13 protein-coding genes are annotated in these 20,135 nt (G+C 68.4%); 9 read left to right on the top strand and 4 right to left on the bottom strand.

Going from position 1 to position 20,135, the window contains the following annotated elements; translation table 11 throughout:
- Nucleotides 1–40: 40 nt before the first annotated feature.
- Both D1604_RS09795 and D1604_RS09790 read left to right on the top strand, forming a co-directional pair.
- Nucleotides 41–1,573 (top strand): response regulator, encoded by a 1,533-nt coding sequence (locus tag D1604_RS09795; RefSeq protein ID WP_119413295.1) that lies wholly within the window; start codon nt 41–43, stop codon nt 1,571–1,573.
- A 53-nt stretch (nt 1,574–1,626) separates the two neighbouring features.
- Nucleotides 1,627–3,306: an AmpG family muropeptide MFS transporter gene (locus tag D1604_RS09790; RefSeq protein ID WP_119413137.1), complete on the top strand. Its 1,680-nt coding sequence runs from the start codon at nt 1,627–1,629 to the stop codon at nt 3,304–3,306.
- 62 nt (nt 3,307–3,368) lie between these two features.
- On the opposite strand, the gene D1604_RS09785 is transcribed toward D1604_RS09790, so the two are convergent.
- Both D1604_RS09785 and dapF read right to left on the bottom strand, forming a co-directional pair.
- Complete coding sequence (locus tag D1604_RS09785; protein WP_119413136.1) at nt 3,369–5,648, bottom strand: NADP-dependent malic enzyme; 2,280 nt, start codon at nt 5,646–5,648, stop codon at nt 3,369–3,371.
- 87 nt (nt 5,649–5,735) lie between these two features.
- Nucleotides 5,736–6,650: a diaminopimelate epimerase gene (dapF, locus tag D1604_RS09780; RefSeq protein WP_233552027.1), complete on the bottom strand. Its 915-nt coding sequence runs from the start codon at nt 6,648–6,650 to the stop codon at nt 5,736–5,738.
- A gap of 49 nt (nt 6,651–6,699) precedes the next feature.
- On the opposite strand from dapF, the gene D1604_RS09775 reads away from it, so the two are divergent.
- The 6 genes from D1604_RS09775 (at nt 6,700) to D1604_RS09750 (ending at nt 16,477) form a co-directional block, all read left to right on the top strand.
- Complete coding sequence (locus D1604_RS09775; protein WP_024354421.1) at nt 6,700–7,503, top strand: potassium channel family protein; 804 nt, start codon at nt 6,700–6,702, stop codon at nt 7,501–7,503.
- Between the two features lie 110 nt (nt 7,504–7,613).
- Complete coding sequence (locus D1604_RS09770) at nt 7,614–9,797, top strand: prolyl oligopeptidase family serine peptidase (RefSeq protein WP_119413134.1); 2,184 nt, start codon at nt 7,614–7,616, stop codon at nt 9,795–9,797.
- Nucleotides 9,798–9,938: 141 nt separating this feature from the next.
- Entirely contained in the window at nt 9,939–12,167 is a 2,229-nt protein-coding gene (locus tag D1604_RS09765) for a prolyl oligopeptidase family serine peptidase (RefSeq protein ID WP_119413133.1), read from the top strand.
- Between the two features lie 123 nt (nt 12,168–12,290).
- On the top strand, nt 12,291–13,046 hold the full coding sequence (locus tag D1604_RS09760) for a DUF1223 domain-containing protein (protein ID WP_119413132.1): 756 nt from the start codon (nt 12,291–12,293) through the stop codon (nt 13,044–13,046).
- A gap of 75 nt (nt 13,047–13,121) precedes the next feature.
- Nucleotides 13,122–15,086, top strand: a complete 1,965-nt coding sequence (locus tag D1604_RS09755) for a potassium transporter Kup (protein ID WP_119413131.1) — start codon at nt 13,122–13,124, stop codon at nt 15,084–15,086.
- Nucleotides 15,083–16,477 (top strand): RsmB/NOP family class I SAM-dependent RNA methyltransferase, encoded by a 1,395-nt coding sequence (locus D1604_RS09750; RefSeq protein ID WP_119413130.1) that lies wholly within the window; start codon nt 15,083–15,085, stop codon nt 16,475–16,477. The genes D1604_RS09755 and D1604_RS09750 overlap by 4 nt, the downstream gene beginning before the upstream one ends.
- On the opposite strand, the gene D1604_RS09745 is transcribed toward D1604_RS09750, so the two are convergent.
- Together D1604_RS09745 and D1604_RS09740 are read right to left on the bottom strand one after the other, a co-directional pair.
- Nucleotides 16,474–17,259 (bottom strand): ABC transporter ATP-binding protein, encoded by a 786-nt coding sequence (locus D1604_RS09745; RefSeq protein WP_119413129.1) that lies wholly within the window; start codon nt 17,257–17,259, stop codon nt 16,474–16,476. The two genes, D1604_RS09750 and D1604_RS09745, sit on opposite strands and share 4 nt — an antisense overlap.
- Nucleotides 17,252–17,662: a metallopeptidase family protein gene (locus D1604_RS09740; RefSeq protein ID WP_119413128.1), complete on the bottom strand. Its 411-nt coding sequence runs from the start codon at nt 17,660–17,662 to the stop codon at nt 17,252–17,254. The genes D1604_RS09745 and D1604_RS09740 overlap by 8 nt, the downstream gene beginning before the upstream one ends.
- A gap of 146 nt (nt 17,663–17,808) precedes the next feature.
- On the opposite strand from D1604_RS09740, the gene D1604_RS09735 reads away from it, so the two are divergent.
- Entirely contained in the window at nt 17,809–20,133 is a 2,325-nt protein-coding gene (locus tag D1604_RS09735) for a PAS domain-containing sensor histidine kinase (protein WP_119413127.1), read from the top strand.
- Nucleotides 20,134–20,135: the final 2 nt, after the last annotated feature.

The raw sequence follows: 20,135 nt of genomic DNA, 5'->3' as shown, positions 1-20,135 counted from the left end.
GACCCGCCGCAAACCGTCGCAGAACGCGCTTCTTCCCGCCATGTCCGGCGGACCCGAACCGTCATCCGAGGCGCCTGCGGACGGCGCTTCGCCCGAGCAGCAGTTCCTGCGGCTGATGAGCCATGAGATGCGCACGCCCCTGAACGGGGTGATCGGCATGTTGGGCCTGTTGTCGCGCACGCGTCTGGATGGAGCGCAGCGCGCCTATGCCGAGGCGGCGCAGAAGTCGGCCGAACATCTGTTGGGCCTGGTCAACGACCTGTTGGATTACGCCCGCCTCGAGGCCGAGGCGCTGGAGTTCGATCCGGCGCCCGTCGATCTGGAAGGCCTGGTTCGGGGCGTGGCCGAACTGCTCAGCCCGCGCGCCCACGACAAGGGACTGGAGATCGTCTGGTCGGTGGCCGCCGACGCTGCCGACATCGTCGCCGACGAGGGGCGCCTGCGCCAGATCCTGTTCAACCTGGCTGGAAACGCCGTGAAGTTCACCGATCGGGGCGGGGTGCGTCTGGCGGTCGAGGCGGTCGGGGAACAGCGGGACGGCGCGCCTGTGCGTCTGGCCTTCATCGTCGACGACACCGGGCCGGGCGTGCCCGAAGCGGCGCGCAGCCGCATCTTCGATGAGTTCGGCCACGCCGACGCCTCCGACGCCGCGCGCTTCGACGGCGCCGGTCTGGGCCTGGCGGTGGTGCGGCGCCTGGCCCGCGCCATGGAAGGAACCGTCGTCGTCGAAGATCGGCCTGAAGGGTCCGGCGCCCGTTTTCGCTTTGAGGCGGATTTCCCAGTCGCGCCCGACGCCCCGGCGCGCGCTCGTCCGCTGGATCGGCTGGCGGTGGCCATCCGCACGCCGGATCCCTTCGTGCGCCGCGCCGCAGCCGATCAGATCGAGGCCTCCGGCGGTCGGGTGGCGCGTCAGGCCGCGGTGACTCTGGTCGATCATGTGGGCGCCGACGACGGCGCGCTGGCGACCAGATCTGCTCAGGGCCAGTCCATCATCCTGCTGCGTCCGAGCGAGCGCGATCTGATCAGCCGTTATCGCACGGCGGGTTTCTGCGGCTATCTGATCAAGCCGTTGCGCCGGACTTCTCTCGCCGAGCAGGTGCTGGGAGCGCTTGCGCCGCGCCGGGGCGTCAAGGCTCCGCCCGTTCGATCCGGGGATGATGATCGCGTGGCCCATGTCGCTTTCAAGGGGGTGCGGGTCCTGCTGGTCGAGGACAATCCGGTGGGCGCCCTGTTGGCCAAGACCCTGTTGCGCCGCGAAGGTTGCGTGGTCCAGACGGCCGCCGATGGCCAGGAAGCGCTGGAGGCGATGAAGGCGGCGCGCTTCGACCTGGTCTTTATGGACATGCGGATGCCGCGTCTGGATGGGCCCGGCGCTGCGCGCGTTCTACGCGCGCGAGGGGATCAGACGCCGATCATAGCCCTGACCGCCAACGCCTTCGCCGAAGATCGCGTCGCCTGCCTGGCGGCGGGCATGGACGACCACCTGTCCAAGCCGCTGGAGGCGGACGCCCTGCGTGTCGCCCTCGCCCGCTGGACGAACGCCGCCAACCGCGCCAAGGTCGCGGCTTTCTGATCTGCCAGTAGTCCGTCGTCCGTATCGCCCGGCGGCGCCCGCCGGAGGCACGCATGACCGATTCCCAGACGCCCGCTTCCGAGGTTGCGGCGCTGCAGCCGTCTCCGAAAGGGCTGGGCGTGCTCAAGGCGGCGTTCCGAGAGCGACGCACCCTGGCCATGCTGCTGCTCGGATTCTCAGCCGGTCTGCCTTTCGCCATGCTGTTCGGCACCCTGAACGCCTGGCTGTCTGATGCGGGCGTGTCTGTGGCTACGATCGGGGTCCTGTCGTGGGTCGGTTTGTTCGGCGCGTTCAAGTTTTTGTGGTCGCCTGCGGTCGGGCTGACGCCGCCGCTGGTGGGGCGGATGGGGCGACGCCGCTCATGGCTGATCCTGTGCCAGATCGTTCTGGCGGGCGCGCTGTTGGCCATTGCTCTTTCGCATCCGGGTACAGGCGCCATCGCTGTTCTGGCGGGCGCAGCGGCGCTGGGAGCCTTTGCCTCGGCGACGCAGGACATCGTCATCGACACCTGGCGGATCGAAGTGGCGGACGAGCGCACGCCGGTGGATCTGTTGTCGACCGTCTACCAACTGGGATTTCGCACGGCGGCGTTGGTCGGCGGGGCGGGCGCTCTGGTGCTGGCTGATCAACTGGGCTGGTCGGCCACCTTCGTCATCGGCGCGGGTCTGATGGGGCTGGGCGTCCTGGGCACGCTGATCGCGCCAGAACCGAAGGCGGCACCGCGCGCCGCCATTGCCCGTGAACGGCTCGGCTCGCCGCGCCTGCGCATGGCCGCCCTGGTCATGACCCTGGCCGCCTGGGCCTGGGCGGCCTTTATGCTGGTGCGCTTCATGGTCACGGCGTTGACGGTCAAGCCCGCGCCCAGCGCGGGAGAGTTCACCGCTCTCTGGGGGCCGTGGATCGTCGGCATGGCGGTCATCCTTCCGGCGGTGCTGGCGGGGATCATCGTCTGGCGCGGCGGCAAGAAGGGTTCGGCCGCTGTGGCCGGTCAGGGGCCCGCCTTCGCCAACACCCTGTATGACGCCATCCTGGCGCCTCTGGTCGAGCTGATGGGTCGTCTGGGTTGGGGCGCCGTGATCGTCCTGGGGCTTATCCTCTCTTACCGCATCACCGACGGCGTCTGGGGGCCGTTCGCCTTCCCCTTCTATATGGGCGACACGGGCGGGGCCCTGGGGCACACCAAGACCGAGATCGCCCTGGCGTCCAAGACATTCGGCGTGGTCATGACCATCATCGGCATCGCCTTGGGCGGTTGGGCGCTTCTGGTGATCGGGCGAATGGCCAGCCTCCTGCTGGGCGCTGTTCTGTCAGCAGGGACCAATCTGCTGATGATGGACCTGGCCCTGGGCGCCCCGGTCATCGGCGGCTTCATGAGCGCGACGGGTCTGTACAAGCTGTTCGGCGCTTTCGGGGTGGGGGAGCCTCTGGCGAGGCTGATGCTGGCCATCGCGGGCGAAAACATAGCGGGGGGGTTCGCAGGCGCGGCCTTCGTCGCCTATCTGTCGGCGTTGTCGAACAAGATGTTCGGGGCGGTGCAGTTCGCCGTCTTCACCTCCTTGGCCCTGTTGATCGGGACCCTTGGGCGAGGCGCTCTGGGGGAGTTGATCGAGCGTCAAGGCTATGCCGCCATGTTCGTCATCGCTGCATTGTTGGGCGTGGTGGCGGTGGTATTCTGCGCCTTGGAATGGGTGCGACAGACGGTCGAGCGTCGTCGCCTCAATCTCGAAGCCTAGCGTCGGAACATAAAAGAGGCGGCCCGAAGGCCGCCTCTGAATGACGTCGCGATGGCGAGGGGTCAGTCCTCGATTTCCACCCCTTCGGCGTAGGCGGCGAAGGTGGCGGCGGTCATGATCTCGCCGACCGAGGCGCCCAGGGGCACGATCTGCACCGACTTCTCCAGACCGACCAGCAGCGGGCCGATCACCGTGGCGCCGCCCAGCGCCTGAACCAGGCGGGTCGAGATGGCGGCCGAGTGGATGGCCGGCATGACCAGGACGTTGGCGTCGCCGGTCAGGCGCATGAAGGGATAGTTGGCCCGCGCTTCGGAGTTCAGCGCCAGGGCCGGCGGCATTTCGCCTTCATATTCGAAATCGACATCCATGCCGTCCAGGATGCGGATGGCCTCGCGCACCTTCTCGCCGCGGTTGCCCGGCGGATCGCCGAAGGTGGAGTAGCTGAGGAAGGCGACGCGCGGCTTGCGGCCGAGAGTCTTGACCGTGGCGGCGGCCTTGACCGCGATCTCGGCCAGTTCGGCCGCGTCAGGCAGTTCGTGGATCGAGGTGTCGGCCACGAACAGGGTGCGCCCCTTGGCCAGAAGGATCGACAGGCCGATCATCCGGTCCTTGACGTCCAGGACGCGGCGGACCTCCTTCAGGGCCATGTTGAAGTTGCGGGTCACGCCGGTGACCATGCAGTCCGCCTCGCCGCGCGCGACCATGGCGGCGGCGAAGTAGTTGCGGTCCTGATTGATCATGCGCTGAACGTCGCGACGCAGATAGCCGCGACGTTGCAGGCGCGCGTAGAGCCAGTCGACGTAGTCGGTGTTCCGCTCGGAAATCCGGGCGTTCATGATCTGAATGCCCAGTTCATCGAAGCTCAGACCGGCCTCGGCGGCGTTCTGACGGATCAGCTCTTCGCGGCCGACCAGGACGGGCGTGCCCAGTTCGGCCTGTTTGAAGGCCCAGGCGGCGCGGATGACCGACTGCTCCTCGCCCTCGGCGAAGACGACGCGCTGCTTCGGACCCGAGCGCACGCTGGCCTGGATCTTCTGCATCAGGGCGGCGGACGGATCGACGCGCTGGCGCAGGCTGATGCGATAGGCGTCCATGTCCTTGATCGGCTTGCGCGCCACGCCGGAGTCCATCGCCGTCTGGGCGATGAAGGGCGGGATGTACCAGATCAGGCGCGGATCGAACGGCGTCGGGATGATGTATTCCGGGCCGAACTTCAGCTTGCGGCCGCGATAGGCGGCGGCGACCTCGTCCGGCACGTCCTCGCGCGCCAGCGCCGCCAGGGCGTGGGCGCAGGCGATCTTCATCTCGTGGTTGATCTGGCGCGCACGCACGTCCAGCGCGCCCCGGAACAGATAGGGGAAGGCCAGGACGTTGTTGATCTGGTTGACGTAGTCCGAACGGCCCGTCGCCATGATGGCGTCCGAACGCACGGATTTGACGTCTTCGGGCGTGATTTCGGGGTCCGGATTGGCCATGGCGAAGATGATCGGATTGGGCGCCATGGAGGCGACCATCTCCTTGGTGATCGCGCCCTTGGCCGACAGGCCCAACACGACGTCGGCGCCGACCATGGCGTCGGCCAGGGTGCGGTGCGGGGTGTCGGTGGCGTGCGCCGCCTGCCATTGGGAGACGTTGTCGCGGCCCTTGTAGATGACGCCCTGACGGTCGCAGATGGTGGTGTTCTCGGCCTTTACGCCGGCGGCCTTCATCAGGGCGATCGACGACAGGCCCGCGGCCCCGGCGCCGGACAGGACGACCTTGATGTCCTCCAGCTTCTTGCCGACGATGTGGCAGGCGTTGATCAGGCCGGCGGTCGAGATGATGGCGGTGCCGTGCTGGTCGTCGTGGAAGACGGGGATGTCCAGCAGGTCCTGCAGCTGGGCTTCGATCTCGAAGCATTCGGGGGACTTGATGTCCTCCAGATTGATGCCGCCCCAGGTGTCGCCGATGTTCTTGACCACGGTGACGAACTCGTCCGGGTCGGTGGTCTTCACCTCGACGTCGAAGCTGTCGACATCAGCGAAGCGTTTGAACAGGACCGACTTGCCTTCCATCACCGGCTTGGAGGCCATATGGCCCAGATTGCCCAGGCCTAGAATGGCGGTGCCGTTCGAGATGACGGCGACCAGATTGCCCTTGGCGGTGTAGTCGTAAGCCTTGTCCGCATCCTCGGCGATGGCCAGGACCGGCACGGCGACGCCCGGCGAATAGGCCAGCGACAGGTCGCGCTGGGTCGCCATCGGCTTGGTCGGGGCCATGGAGATCTTGCCCGGGATCGGATCGCTGTGGAACTCCAGAGCGTCGTCGTCAGAGAAGGTCTGTTTGTCGGTCAATTCGGGCATTTCTATCTCGGGAAGGGCAGGCGCATTTCGTTCCTAGAACCTGGAACCTTCGCCGACAACCGTTGACGCTGGGTCAGGCGGCCCTGGTCAGGCCGCCGGGAAGGTTCCCGTGCCTTCGATCTGCACCGGGCCGGTCATGAAGACGTGGTTCGTCGCCTCGTCCCAGGCGATGGTCAGTTCGCCGCCATCGACCGTCACGGCGGCCTTTCGCCCGGTCAGGCCGCGACGCGCGGCCGCCACCAGGGCGGCGCAGGCGCCGGTGCCGCAGGCCAGGGTCAGGCCCGCCCCGCGCTCCCAGACCCGCAACCTAATGTGATCGGGCGACAGGACATGGGCGAAGCCGACATTGACTCCTTCAGGGAACAACGGGTGGCGCTCGACCAGCGAGCCCGAGCCGCGCACGAAGGCGTCGTCCTGACGATCGGTGAAGAAGACGACGTGGGGATTGCCCATTGAAACGGCGCCGGGCGTGTGCAGCACGGGTGCGTCGATCGGTCCGACCTGAAGCTCGATCCCGCGCGTGTCCATCTCTTCGGACAGGGGCACCTGATCCCAATCCAGACGGGGGGCGCCCATATCCACCGCGACTTGATGCTGGGCCGCGGTCGAAGATTTTTGCCGGGCCGCGGTCGTCGACCCTGCGGGATCTCCCGACCCGACGCGGCCTGGCGCGCGGCGCGCGGTGGTCGGCCCGCTCAGGGTGTCGATGACCACCTCTTCCTTGTCGGTCGCCTCCAGCATCAGCCAGCCGACGCAGCGCAGGGCGTTGCCGCAGGTTTCGACCATCGAGCCGTCGGCGTTCCACACCCGCATGAAGGCGTCGGCCGTCTCGGACGGTTCGATGCCGATCAGCTGGTCGAAGCCGCCCAGGCCCGCCGCCGGGTCGGCCAGGGCGCGCACCTGATCGGCCGTCGGGTGGAAGGGTTGCTCGAAGGCCTGAACGACAATGAAGGCGTTTCCGGCGCCGTTCATGCGGATGTAGGGGCGGGCGGGTTCACTCATGATGCCCTTCATATAGGATTTTGCGCCGGTTCATGTATCGCTGACGGCGATGACTTCCGATCAGAGCCAAACCGCCAGACCCGACGGCCTGAGGCTGAGGGCGCGCCTGCGTTACCTCTATCACGGCGCCCAGCCGGCGGCGGTGAAGTTCCGCCTGATGGTCATTCTGGTCGATCTGATCATCATCGGCTTCTTTCTGGCCGCGCCGATCCTGAAGGAGGCGGGCTGGGTCTTCTATGTCGCCGACTATTTCATCGCCGCCATCCTGGGACTGGACCTGGCGGCGCGCGCCTATGCCTATTCCGATATCCGCGACTGGCTGAAGAAGCCGATCGTCTGGGTCGATCTGTTCGTGCTGGCGACCCTGCTGTTTCCGGCCTGGCTGGCCAACTTCGGCTTCCTGCGCCTGCTGCGGTTCTGGAGTCTGCTGAACAGCGACCTGTTCTGGCGCACCATCGGCCGCCGGTTTGACGACACCCGCGTCGAGGAAATCACCCGCGCCCTGGCCGCCCTGATCACCTTCGTCTTTGTCGTGACCGGCTTCGTCTACGCCTATTTCCGGGGCAAGGCCGAGCACATCAACGGCTATCTGGACGCACTGTATTTCACCGTCGCCACCCTGACGACGACGGGGTTCGGCGACATCACCCTGCCGGGCAACTGGGGCCGGGTCATCTCCATCGTCGTCATGCTGGTGGGCATCACCCTGTTCATCCGCCTGGCCCAGACCCTGCTGCGGCCGCACAAGGTGAAGTTTCCCTGTCCGACCTGCGGCCTGCAGAAGCATGATCCGGACGCCGTCCACTGCAAGGCCTGCGGCCAGATCCTGTGCATCCCGGACGACGGCGACTGAGTTCGGCCCTGCGGCCAAAGATTACGGGTCGATAGGACGACTGACGCTTGCTCCCCGTCGCCGCCGTCGCCAAGGTGCCGGTCGAAACATTCGTCCGTTGGGGGACACCCATGATCATCCGCACCCTGGCGTCCGTCGCCGTCCTTTCCCTTGCTGCCGGAGCCGCACCCGTCGCCATGGCCCAAGCTTCCGTTTCCACCAGCGTCGCCTCTGCCGCGCCGGGCTTCGCGACCAGCGACGCGACCGATCCCTATCTGTGGCTGGAGGAGGTCGAGGGCGAGCGCGCCATGGACTGGGTCAAGGCGCATAATGAGACCTCGCTGGGCGTGCTTCAGGGCGATCCGCGCTATGAGGCCCTGCACCAGCAGGCGCTGGAGTTGGTGCAGTCGCGCGACCGCATCCCTTCACCGGGCTTCACCCATGACGGCCATATCGACAACTTCTGGCAGGACGCCGAGCATGTGCGCGGCGTCTGGCGCCGCACGACGCTGGACAGCTATCGCTCCGACACGCCGCAGTGGGAGACCATCCTGGACTTCGACGCCCTGTCGGCGGCCGAGGGCGCCAACTGGGTCTATAAGGGCGCGACCTGCCTGGCCCCCGAGGAACGCTACTGCCTGATAAACCTGTCCAACGGCGGCAAGGATGCGGTGACCCTGCGCGAGTTCGACAGCGTAACTCGCACCTTCGTCGCTCCAGGCGAGGGGGGCGGCTTCAGCCTGCCCGAATCCAAGGGCGGCGCCAGCTGGATCGACAAGGACACCCTGCTGATCGCGCGCGACTTCGGCGAAGGCTCGCTGACGGATTCGGGCTATCCGCGCACCGTGCGGCTGCTGAAGCGCGGCCAGACGATCGACCAGGCGGTCGAGGTCTTCGCCGGTCAGAAGACCGACGTCTCGGTGTCCGGCTACACCCTGCGCGACGCCGACGGCGTGGTGCAGGCGGTGCTGCTGAACCGGGGGATCAACTTCTATGAGAGCGAGACCTGGCGCCTGAACGCCGACGGCTCGACCACCAAGCTGGAGCTGCCGCTCAAGTCCAACATCAACGCCCTGGTCGCAGGCCAGCTGGTGGTGACGACGGACCAGGACTGGACCGCGCCGTCGGGCCAGCAGTTCAAGACCGGCGACGTCATCGCCTGGGACCTGCAGGCGTGGCTGGCCGATCCGAAGGCGCCCGCCCGTCTGGTCATCCGCCCCGGCGAGCGCGAGGCGGTCGAGGGGATCAACGCCACCCGCAACAAGCTGGTCGTGGCCCTTTATGAAAACGTGCGCGGCTCGGTCTATGTCTACGACCCGGCCGACTGGAGCCGCACGCGTCTGGACTTGCCGCAGAACGTCTCGGTCGGGGTCGGCTCGGCCTCGGAGCAGGACGACAAGATCTTCGTCAGCGTCACCGGCTATCTGAACCCGTCCAGCCTTTATCTGGCCGATGCGGCGACCGGGGCCGTCGATCTGACCAAGGCCCTGCCGGACAAGTTCGACGCCAGCGGCATGCGCGTGGATCAGTTCGAGGCCCGTTCGACCGACGGGACGATGATCCCCTATTTCGTCGTCCATAAGGACGCGATGGCGATGGACGGGTCGAACCCGACGCTGCTGTACGGCTATGGCGGTTTCCAGTCGTCGCTGCTGCCCGGCTATTCGCCGACGGTGGGCAAGCTGTGGCTGGAGCGGGGCGGCGTCTACGTCATCGCCAATACGCGCGGCGGCGGCGAGTTCGGTCCCAAATGGCACCAGGCGGCCCAGCAGGAAAATCGCCAGCGCGCGCATGAGGACTTCCAGGCGGTGGCTCAGGACCTGATCACGCGGGGGATCACCAGCCAGCCGCACCTGGGCGTCATGGGCGGCTCGCAGGGCGGGCTGTTCATGGGCGCCATGCTGACCCAGCGCCCGGACCTGATCAATGCGGCGGTCATCCAGGTGCCTCTGTTCGACATGCTGCGTTTCCACAAGCTGCTGGCGGGCGCCTCCTGGATCGGCGAATACGGCGACCCGGACATCCCCGAGCAGCGCGCCTGGATCGAACGGTACTCACCCTATCAGAAGCTGGCGGCGGGTCAGCCCTATCCGGAAGTCTTCATCCACACCTCGACCAAGGACGACCGCGTCCACCCCGGCCACGCCCGCAAGGCGGCGGCGCGGATGGAAGAGCTGGGCTATCCGGTGCTCTTCTATGAAAACACCGACGGCGGCCACGCGGCGGGCGCCAATCTGCGCGAGACGGCCCGCCGCATCGCGCTGGAATACACCTATCTGACCCGCAGGCTGATGGATCAGCCGGCGCAGCGGTAAAACCATGCCCGCTCATTCCCGCGGAGGCGGGGACCCAGGTTTGAGCCTCGCGCTCGACCTGAAAATATGAGCGATAATTCTGAAGGCGGCTGATTGAGCCAAAGCACTGGGTCCCCGCCTCCGCGGGGATGAACGGAGAAGATTGTGAAAACCCTGTTCCTGTCAGCGGCCCTGCCAGCTCTCATTCTCGCCGCCGCACCCGCCCTGGCGCAGGGCGCCCCTGTCGATCCGACGGCCGCCTCGGCTGCGACCCCGCCGCCGCATTTCCCGCGCGACCTGTCGCCCGAGGGGGTCAAGGCCGCCGACGACCACCTGGCGCTGGAGGAGGTGAACGGCGCCGAGGCCCGCGCCTTTGTCGCCGCCTCCAATGAAAAGGCCCTGGCCGCCCTGACCGGCGATCGCCGCTATGAGCCGTTCCGCCAGCAGGCCGAAGCCATCCTGACGGCCACCGACCGCATCCCCGGCGTCAGCTTCCTGGGCGAAGGGCTCGGCAACTTCTGGCAGGACGCCGCCAATCCCAAGGGCGTCTGGCGCCGCACGACGCTGGACAGCTATCGCACGGCCCAGCCCCAGTGGGAGACCCTGATGGACATCGACGCTCTGGCCAAGGCGGAAGGCAAGGACTGGGTGTTCAAGGGCGCCAACTGCCTGGCGCCGGACGAGACCCGCTGCCTGGTCAATCTGTCGAACGGCGGCATGGACGCCGTGACGGTGCGCGAGTTCGACCTGACGACTAAGACCTTCGTGGACGGCGGCTTCGTCATCCCCGAAGGCAAGCACCGCATCAGCTGGCTGGACCGCGACACCCTGCTGATCGCCACCGACTTCGGCCCCGGCAGCCTGACGGAGTCGGGCTATCCCTTCATCATCAAGTCGCTGAAGCGCGGCCATCCGCTGGAACACGCGACCGAGGTCTATCGCGGCCAGCAGGGAGACGGCGGATACGGCGTCTCGCCGATGGTGTTCCGCGACAAGGCGGGGGCGGTCGAGGCCGTGCTGTTCAGCCGCCCGCTGGACACCTTCCGGTCAGAAATCTGGTGGCTGAAGGATGGACGCCCGGTTCAATTGAATCTGCCGTCGCGGGTGTCGATTTTCGGTACGAGAGGAGGCGAACTGGTCTTCTCCAACGATGAGGCTTGGCGCTGGCGTCAACCGGAGTACGCACCGGGTTCGTTGTTGATTGTGGGGCTGGCTGAGCTAGCTTCGCCCCCCGCAGCCTTACCGCCGAAGCCTATGACGGGAGGGGGGGATTCTCGTCGAGTTTTCTCTCCATCAGAACGCCAGTCTGTGCAGAACGTGTCGATCGTCGGGGACTCGCTGATCGTCGCTCTGGCCGACAATGTCGTTGGCCGACTGATCAAGTATGATGCGACAGGTGAGGGCGAATATCGACTTTGGGGGGCGACCGATATCGCGGTCCCCGCCAACAGCGCCGTGGGTCTGGGCGACAGCTCCAAGGCCAAGGGGCAGGTCTTCGTCTCGACGCAGGGCTTCCTGACGCCGCCGACGCTCAGCCTGGCGGACGTCTCGACCGGCGCCCTGACCGAGCTCAAGTCGGCGCCGGCCAAGTTCGACGCCTCGACCCACGTGGTCGAGCAGTTCGAGGCGACCTCGACCGACGGGACCAGGATTCCCTACTTCGTCACCCGGCCGAAGACACTGGCGATGGACGGGACCGGCCCGACCATCCTGTTCGGTTACGGCGGCTTCCAGGCCAGCTTCCCGCCCGCCTACAAGCCCGAGATGGGCAAGCTGTGGCTGGAGAACGGCGGCGTCTTCGTTCAGGCCAACATCCGCGGCGGCGGCGAGTTCGGACCGGCCTGGCACCAGGCGGCCCTGCGCGAAAACCGTCAGCGCGCCTTTGACGACTTCGCCGCCGTGGCTCGCGATCTGGAACAGCGCAAGATCACCAGTCCGCGCCACCTGGGCATCTATGGGCGGTCCAACGGCGGGGTGCTGACCAGCGTGTCCATCACCCAGCACCCGGAGCTGTTCAATGCGGCGGTGATCGAGAGCCCGCTGATCGATATGCTGCGCTATCAGGAGCTGCCGGCGGGCGCGTCGTGGATGGGCGAATACGGCGATCCGCGCATTCCGGGCGACGCCGAATTCATCGCCCGCTATTCGGCCTATCAGCAGTTGCGGCCCGAGGTGAAATACCCGCGCGTCTACATCACGACCAACACGCGCGACGACCGGGTCCACCCCGGCCATGCCCGCAAGTTCGCGGCGCGTCTGGGCGATCAGGGCCACGACCACCTCTATTTCGAGGATACGGCGGGTGGCCACTCCAACGACGCCGATCCGGTCGCCAATGCTCGCCGCTGGGCGCGCCACTATGTCTATCTGGCCCAACAGCTGATGGATTAAAGGGCTTTTTTAGTGCGCTAACGGCCTTCGGCCTGCTTGAGCGCGAAGGCGGGTCGAAGGCGTGTGACGCCGCTCACGCATTTATGAGCGACGCCTTTGCGGCGAAGGGATAGGATCGCCGCCATGATGGCACGGGGCCTGTTCAGATACGGGATAGCGGCGACGGCGATCGCGGGCGCAGGCCTGCTGGCCGTCGCCGCCGCGCCGTCGCGTGAGCGTGACGCCACGGTCCAGCCGGTGGTGGTCGAACTGTTCACCGCCCAGGGCTGCTCGGGCTGTCCCGACGCCAACCGCACGGTCGAGACCGTGGCGACTGAGCCGGGCGTGATCGTCCTGACCTACGGCGTCGACTATTGGGACTATCTGGGCTGGCCTGACACCTTCGCCCGGCCCGAGTTCGCCGAGCGCCAGCGCGCCTATCGCCAAGCTTTGAGGCTGCGGAACGTCTCGACGCCGCAGGTGGTGATCGACGGGCGCCGTCATGTCTCGGGCGCCCGTTCGCCTGAGCTGAAGGCCGCCGTCGAGGCCGAGGCGCGGGGTCGCGGCTGGCCGCCCGAGATCGAGTTCCGCGAGACCGGCGACCGCGTCGGCGTCGGCTCGGGCCGGGCGCCGCAGGGCGGGGCGGAGGTCGTCGCCGTGGTCTATCGGCCCGGTCAGCAGACGGTCGAGGTCAAGGGCGGCGACAACCGGGGCCGCGCGGTGACCCACGTCAATGTCGTGCGCGAGGTGCGGCGGCTGGGCGACTGGAATGGACGACCGGTGCTGTTTCCCCTGCCTGTCGAGGCGGGCGCCGATGAAGGCGTGGTGATCCTGCTTCAGGCCAAGGACGACCGCAGCATCCTGTCATCGGCCGCGCGGCCGGAACCGGGGCGCGATTGAACCGCTGACGGAAAAGGTCTAAAGGCCCGCGGCTCTTGATGGGCACGCCTCCTCGCGCGACCCGGAGAACATTGCATGGTCGGGGAAACGCCCCGCGGCGACGCCGCGCCAACCGCCAACGCCTCTTCCGCCGCTAACGCCCAGCCTCCCGCCTCGGGGGGCTCGCCGGGGACTGGCGGCAAGACCGGCCGCCGCGCCCTGATCCTGGGCGCCATCGGCGTGGTTTTCGGCGACATCGGCACCAGCCCCATCTACGCCCTGCGCGAGGCGATCGGCCACGCCCAGAAGGGCGTCGAAGGCGACCTGGCCGTCATCGGCGTGGTGTCGCTGGCCTTCTGGGCGCTGATGGTGGTGGTGACGTTCAAATACGTCATGTTCCTGATGCGGGCCGACAACAAGGGCGAGGGCGGCACCCTGTCGCTGATGGCCCTGGCCCAGCACGCCATCGGTCGACGCAGCGCCTGGCTGTTCATTCTGGGGGTCTGCGGCGCAGCCCTGTTCTACAGCGACGGCGTCATCACCCCGGCCATTTCCGTCCTGTCGGCCATCGAGGGTCTGCAGGAGGCGCCGGGCCTGAACGGCCGCCTCGATCCCTTCATCGTGCCGTTGGCGGCGGGCATACTGATCGCGCTGTTCATGGTCCAGTCCCGAGGCACGGCCGGACTGGCCAAATTCTTTGGCCCCATCACGCTTGTCTGGTTCCTGTCGCTGGGCGTGATGGGTGTGGCGCACATCTTCGACGACCTGTCGATCCTGAAGGCCCTGTCGCCCTATTACGGGATCAAGCTGCTGATCGCCGATGGCTTCCTGGGCTTCGTCATCCTGGGCAGCGTCTTTCTGGCCGTCACCGGAGCCGAGGCGCTGTATGCGGACATGGGCCATTTCGGCAAGTCGCCGATCCGTCGGGGCTGGCTGTTCATCGTCCTGCCCTGCCTGACGCTGAACTATCTGGGGCAGGGCGCCTTCCTGCTGTCGCACCCCGGCGCGGCCAACAATCCCTTCTGGAACATGGTGCCGCAGCTGGTCTACTGGCCCATGCTGCTGCTGGCGACGGCGGCCACGGTGATCGCCAGCCAGGCGGTCATCACCGGCGCCTTCTCGGTGACCCAACAGGCGGTCCAGCTGGGCCTGCTGCCGCGACTGGACATCCGCAACACCTCCGAGACGCAGGCGGGCCAGATCTATGTGCCCGCGATCAACAGCCTGTTGATGGTCGGGGTGCTGTTCGTGCTGGTGACCTTCCAGTCGTCGCACAATCTGACGGCGGCCTATGGGGTGGCCGTGACCGGCACCATGATGGTCAACACCCTGATGTCCTTCACCGTCGTGCGGCACAAGTGGAAGTGGCCGATGTGGGCGGTGCTGCTGACCCTGGTGCCGTTCGGATTCATCGACGCGGTCTTCCTGACCTCCAACCTGCTCAAGATCCCGGCAGGGGCGTGGATGCCGCTGGTGCTGGGCGGCGGTCTGGTCATGCTGATGTGGACCTGGGTGCGCGGCACGCAGATACTGACCGACAAGACGCGCAAGGACAGCCTGCCGCTGACCGATCTGATCGAGATGCTGCGCGCCCGTCCGCCGCACCGCGCGCCGGGCACGGCCATCTTCCTGACCTCGGACGCCGATGTCGCGCCGGTGGCCCTGATGCACAACCTCAAGCATAACAAGGTGCTGCACGAGAAGAACATCATCCTGACGGTGCATACGTCCGACCGGCCGCGCGTACCGGACCTCCAGCGGGTGGCGGTCGAGCCGATCAGCGACGATTTCAAGCGCCTGACGCTGACCTTCGGTTATATGGAGACGCCGAACGTGCCGCGCGCGCTTGGCCTGTGTCGCAAGCAGGGGCTGAAGTTCGACATCATGTCGACCAGCTTCTTCCTGGGGCGCCGCTCCGTCGTTCCCACCGCCCGGCAGGGCATGCCTCTTTGGCAGGACAAGCTGTTTATCTTCCTGATGCGTAACGCCGCCAATCCGACCGACTTCTTCCGCATTCCGCCCGGCCGCGTGGTCGAGCTTGGCACCCAGGTGTCGGTGTGAGCGGGGGGACGCCCAAGGGCAAAAGCTCCGCCGCGCGCGGTCGCCGCATCGCTGAAAAGGCGCGCGGGCCGCGTCGTGAACCCGCGCCGCGTCCGGTTGCCGACGACCCCCACGCCGACATCGGCGTCGAAGCGCGCCTGGTCGCCGGCCTGCTGCTGAACGCGGCGCTGGAGAAGCGCACCGGTCTGGACGAGGCCTTGTCGCAGTCGCCCGCGCGCGACCTGCCGCTGCAGGACCGAGCCTTCGCCCGCGCCGTGGCCATGGCGGCCCTGCGCCGTCTGGGCGAGATCGACCAGATCCTCGAGCGTCGCCTGCAGAAGGCGCCGCCGCTGGCGGTGATGACCATATTGCGCATCGCCCTGGCCCAGACCCTGGTGCTGGAGACGCCCGCCTTCGCCGCGGTGTCGACGGCGGTGAAGCTGGCCGAGCGCGACCCCAAGACGCGGCCTTACAAGAATCTGGTCAACGCGGTGCTGCGCGGCGTCGGCCGCGACGGTCCCGGCCTGACCACGGCGGAAGCCAACCTGCCCGACTGGCTGGCCCAGCGCTGGAAGGCCACCTATGGCGAGGCGGCCCTGATCGGTCTGGCCCTGGCGACGCGCGAGGAACCCGCCACCGACCTCACGGCCAAACCGGGCGTCGATCCCGCCGAATTGGCGGCCTCAGTCGACGGCGAGGCCTTGCCCGGCGGCACGGTCCGCACCGGCAAGCGCGGCGATGTCGCCTCATGGCCCGGCTTTGAGGCCGGCGACTGGTGGGTGCAGGACGCGGCCGCCGCCGTGCCCGCCCGCCTGCTGGCGGTCAAGGCGGGCGAGACGGCGCTGGACCTGTGCGCCGCGCCGGGCGGCAAGACGCTGCAGCTGGCCGCCGCCGGGGCCGAGGTGACAGCCCTGGACCGGTCCGAGGCGCGCCTGAAACGCCTGCGCCAGAACTTCGAGCGCATGAACCTCACGGCCGAGGTGGTCGCCGTCCCGGCCGAGGACTGGGACGACGACCGCACCTTCGACGCCGTCCTGCTGGACGCGCCGTGCACGGCGACCGGCACCTATCGCCGCAACCCGGAGGTTCTGCGCGCCACCCGCCCTGCCGACGTCGCCAAGCTGGCCGATGTTCAGCACCGCCTGCTGGACGCCGCCGCCGAGAAGGTGAAACCGGGCGGCCGTCTGGTCTATTGCGTCTGCTCGCTGGAGCGTGAAGAGGGCGAGACGCAGGTGATCGCCTTCCTGCGTCGCAACCCGGCCTTCCGCACCGTCGCCGCCGTTCCCGCCGAGGTCGGCGCCCCGGACGAGGCCCTGACCCCGGAAGGCTGGCTGCGCCTGCTGCCCTCGCAATGGGCGGAGAAAGGCGGTCTGGACGGCTTCTTCGCGGCCAGGCTGGAGCGGATCGCCTAACTGAGCTGAAGGCCGAACCAGCCGTCGCGGCTGGAGACCGTCATCGGCAGGCCGAACAGGTCGGTCAGGGCGGCGTCGGTCAGCATGTCGCGCTTGGCGCCGTCGCGGGCGACGCGGCCGTCCTTCATCATGATGACGCGGTTGATCTCGGGCAGGATCTCCTCGATGTGGTGGGTCACCAGGATCAGGGTGGCGCCGCCCTGCGCCAGCGGCCTGAGGCTGTCGAGGAACAGGCGGCGCGTCGCCGGGTCCAGCCCGCCGCACGGCTCGTCCAGCAGGATGGCGTCGGGCTGATGAGCCAGGGCGCGGGCGATCAGCACCCGCCGCGCCTCGCCGGAGGACAGGGTGGCCATGGAGCGGCCGATCAGATGCTCGACCCCCATGCGGTGCAGGGCCTCGGCGGCGGCGTCGCGCATGGCGGGCGTGATCGTTTCGCGCCGCCAGACCCCGCGCGAGGCGAAGAAGCCTGAGACGACCGCGTCCATCACCTCCAGCGCGTCCTCGCCGGTCAGGTCCGACTGGGCGGCGGGCGAGACGAAGCCGAGACGGCGGCGCAGGGAGAAGACGTCCCACGGACTCTGGCCGAACACCTCGACCCGCGCGCCGTGCAAGGGATAGAGCTGGTGCAGGATCAGCTTGACCAGCGTCGACTTGCCCGAGCCGTTGCGGCCCAGGATCGCCGTGTGGTCGCCCGCCGCAATGGTCAGGCTGACATCATCCAGAATGCGTCGCTCGCCGCGCACCACGCTGGCGTTCTCGATGCGCAGCAGCGGCTCAGTCATCATCGTCTTCGATGGCGTGGATCTGATCGTCGTCGAGGCCCAGGTGGTGGCCGATCTCGTGGATCAGCACATGGGCGATGATCTCGGACAGGCCGACGTCGCCGCGCTCGCACCATTCATCGAGGATCGGGCGGCGATACAGGAAGACGCGCGAAGGCTCCGGCGCCGGACCCATGGCGTCTCGCTCGCCGATGTGGACGCCGGAATACAGGCCAGTCAGCTCGAACGGATCCTCGATCTCAAGGTCGCGCAGGATTTCTTCGTCGGCGAAGTCGTCGATGCGGATGACGACGTCCCCGGCCGCCTGACGGAACAGATCGGGCAGGGCGGCGAAGGCCTCTTCGGCCAGGCGGGCGAAGTCGTCGAGAGAGGGGGCGGTCTGATCGGTCCAGGTCTGGCTCATGGTCAAAGGATATCGCCCGCCGCGCGCCCTCCCGCAATCGGCGGCGACGCCGCATCGCAAATCGCGCAATCAGGTTATGGTAAACGCGAATCGGTCGGCGCGCTGACGCTCGGCGGCCGCCGCAGCGACGCATCATCCGGGGACCTATGGCCGAGGCCGACATCGCTTATGCAGCCACCGCAGGGGCGGCCGGTCTGGCGCTGGCGATCAGCGCCTGGACCTGGCGGCTGCGCGCGCGGCTGGGTGCGCGCGAGGTCGAGATCGAGCGCTGGCTGGGCGGCGCCCAGGCCTCGGCCGCCGCCAGCGAGGGCGCCCTGACCGCGTTCGACGACGTGCGGGTGGCCCTGAGCCCGCAGGGCGAGGCGCAGGCGGCGTTCGGCTCGGCCGAGGCCCTGTCGGCGCTGGCGCCCGGGCTCGAGGGGCTGGCGGCGGCGCAAGGCGTGGTCGAGGCGCTGACCGGTCTGCACACTGGACGCATGGAGGCGCTGGTTCAGGCCGGGGAGGCCTTCGAGACCCTGATGGAGACGCCGCAGGGCGCCTGGGCGGTCGAGGGGCGCCCGCATGGGGGATCGGCCTGGCTGCGGCTGTCGCGTCTGGCCGGGGTCGGTGGCGAGGGCGGACTGGACGGCGGCGCGGGCGCGGGGGTTCTGGCCGAACAGTCTCCGGCGCCGACCTGGGTCGTGGACGGGGCCGGGCGGCTGGTCTGGGCCAATAGCGCCTGGCTGGTCGAGACGGGCGCCGAGACCCTGGCCGAGGCGCGCGAGCGGGGGCTCAGTTTCGATCGCGGCGCCGACGGGGTGGTGGCGGAGGCGCTGCGCCTGAATGCGCGCCAGGACGGCTTCCGCTGGACCACGGCGGGCGGACGGCGCCGGGCGTGGAAGATCCTGGCCGAACCGCTGGCGGGCGGACGCGGCGCCGTGATCGCTTTCGCCATCGAGATGACCGAGGCCGAGGAGACGCGCGACACCCTGCGCCGCCACGTCGAGGCCCATGACGAGACGCTGAATCACCTGGCCGACGCTGTCGCCATCTTCGGCCCGTCCAAGCGGCTGGCCTTCCACAACACCGCCTTCCAGTCGCTGTTCGGGGTCGATCCGGCCTGGCTGGACGAGCGCCCGACACACGCCGAACTGCTGGACCGGCTGCGCCAGAAACGACTGCTGCCCGAGGTCGTCGACTACGCCCGTTGGAAGGCGGATGAACTGGATTTCTACGGCGCCGCCCAGGCCTCGCCGGACGACAGCTGGTCCCTGCCCGACGGGCGGACGCTGCGGGTGGTGCGCCAGCCGCACCCGCTGGGCGGCATCCTGCTGATCTTTTCGGACATCACCGGCGAACTGCAGCTGCGCAGCCGCTACAACGCCCAGATCCAGGTCCAGCGCGCGACGCTGGACAAGCTGAACGACGCCGTGGCCGTGTTCGGCTCGGACGGGCGGCTGCGGCTGCACAACGAAGCGTTTGAGACCTTCTGGGGCGTGGCGGGCGAACGGCTGAACGAGGCGGGCGACTTCGACGCCGTGGCCGCCCTGTGCCGCCCGGTCCTGCCCGACGCGGCCCTGTGGCTGGGGCTGAAGGCGCGGGTGGCCGACCCCGACCCGGAAAGCCGCGTGCCGATCGCCGGCGAGGGGCGCACCGAGGACGGCCGCAGCGCCGCCTGGCAGACCCGTCCCCTGCCGGACGGGGCCACCCTGGTCGCCTTCTCGGACGTGACGGCCCGCCGCGGGCTGGAGCAGGCGCTGGCGGCCAAGGAAGCCGCTTTGGCCGAGAGCCAGGCGCTGAAGCGCGAGTTCGTGGGCAGCGTCTCCTATGAGCTGCGCACCCCGCTGACGACCATCGTCGGCTATTCCGAACTGCTGGAGGCGATGGGCGACCTGCCCGAGCGCAGCCGCCAGCACGCCGGGGCCATCCGCGTGGCGGCCAGCCATCTGGCCCGGTCCATCGACGACGTGCTGGATATGGCCCAGATCGACGCGGGCGAGATGGAGCTGACGCTGGGCGACGTGCGCGTCTGCGACCTGCTGGGAGAGGCGGCCGAGCGGATCAGGCCCAAGGTGGAGGGACGAGGGGCGACGCTGAATCTGGCCTGTCCGGCAGGGCTGCAGCCGATCCGCGCCGACGCCCGCCGCATCGCCCAGGCGGTCGATCACCTGCTGGAGCACGCCTGCCGGGCGGTGTCCGAAGGCGGCGCCGTCAGCCTGAGCGCCGAGGCCGGGCCGAATGAAATCCGCATCCGCGTCGAGGACACCGGCCGGGGCATCCCCTATCACCTGCAGGCCCACGTCTTCGACCGCTTCGTGCGGCGCGAGCGCGGCGGGCCGGGCGTGGCCCTGGCTCTGGTGAAAGCCTTGATCGAACTGCACGGCGGCTGGGCCGAGGTCCAGTCCGAACCGGGCAAGGGCGCGGCCTTCATCCTACACCTGCCGATCGAGGCCGAGGCGCCGACGGCGGCGCCGGAGCTGCTGCTGGGCTGATA

This window comes from Brevundimonas sp. LPMIX5 (genome assembly GCF_003576505.1).
Classification (GTDB): Bacteria; Pseudomonadota; Alphaproteobacteria; order Caulobacterales; family Caulobacteraceae; genus Brevundimonas; species Brevundimonas naejangsanensis.
The sequence above is the reverse complement of the archived record's forward strand: the minus strand, read 5'-3'. Positions and strand labels throughout refer to the sequence as shown.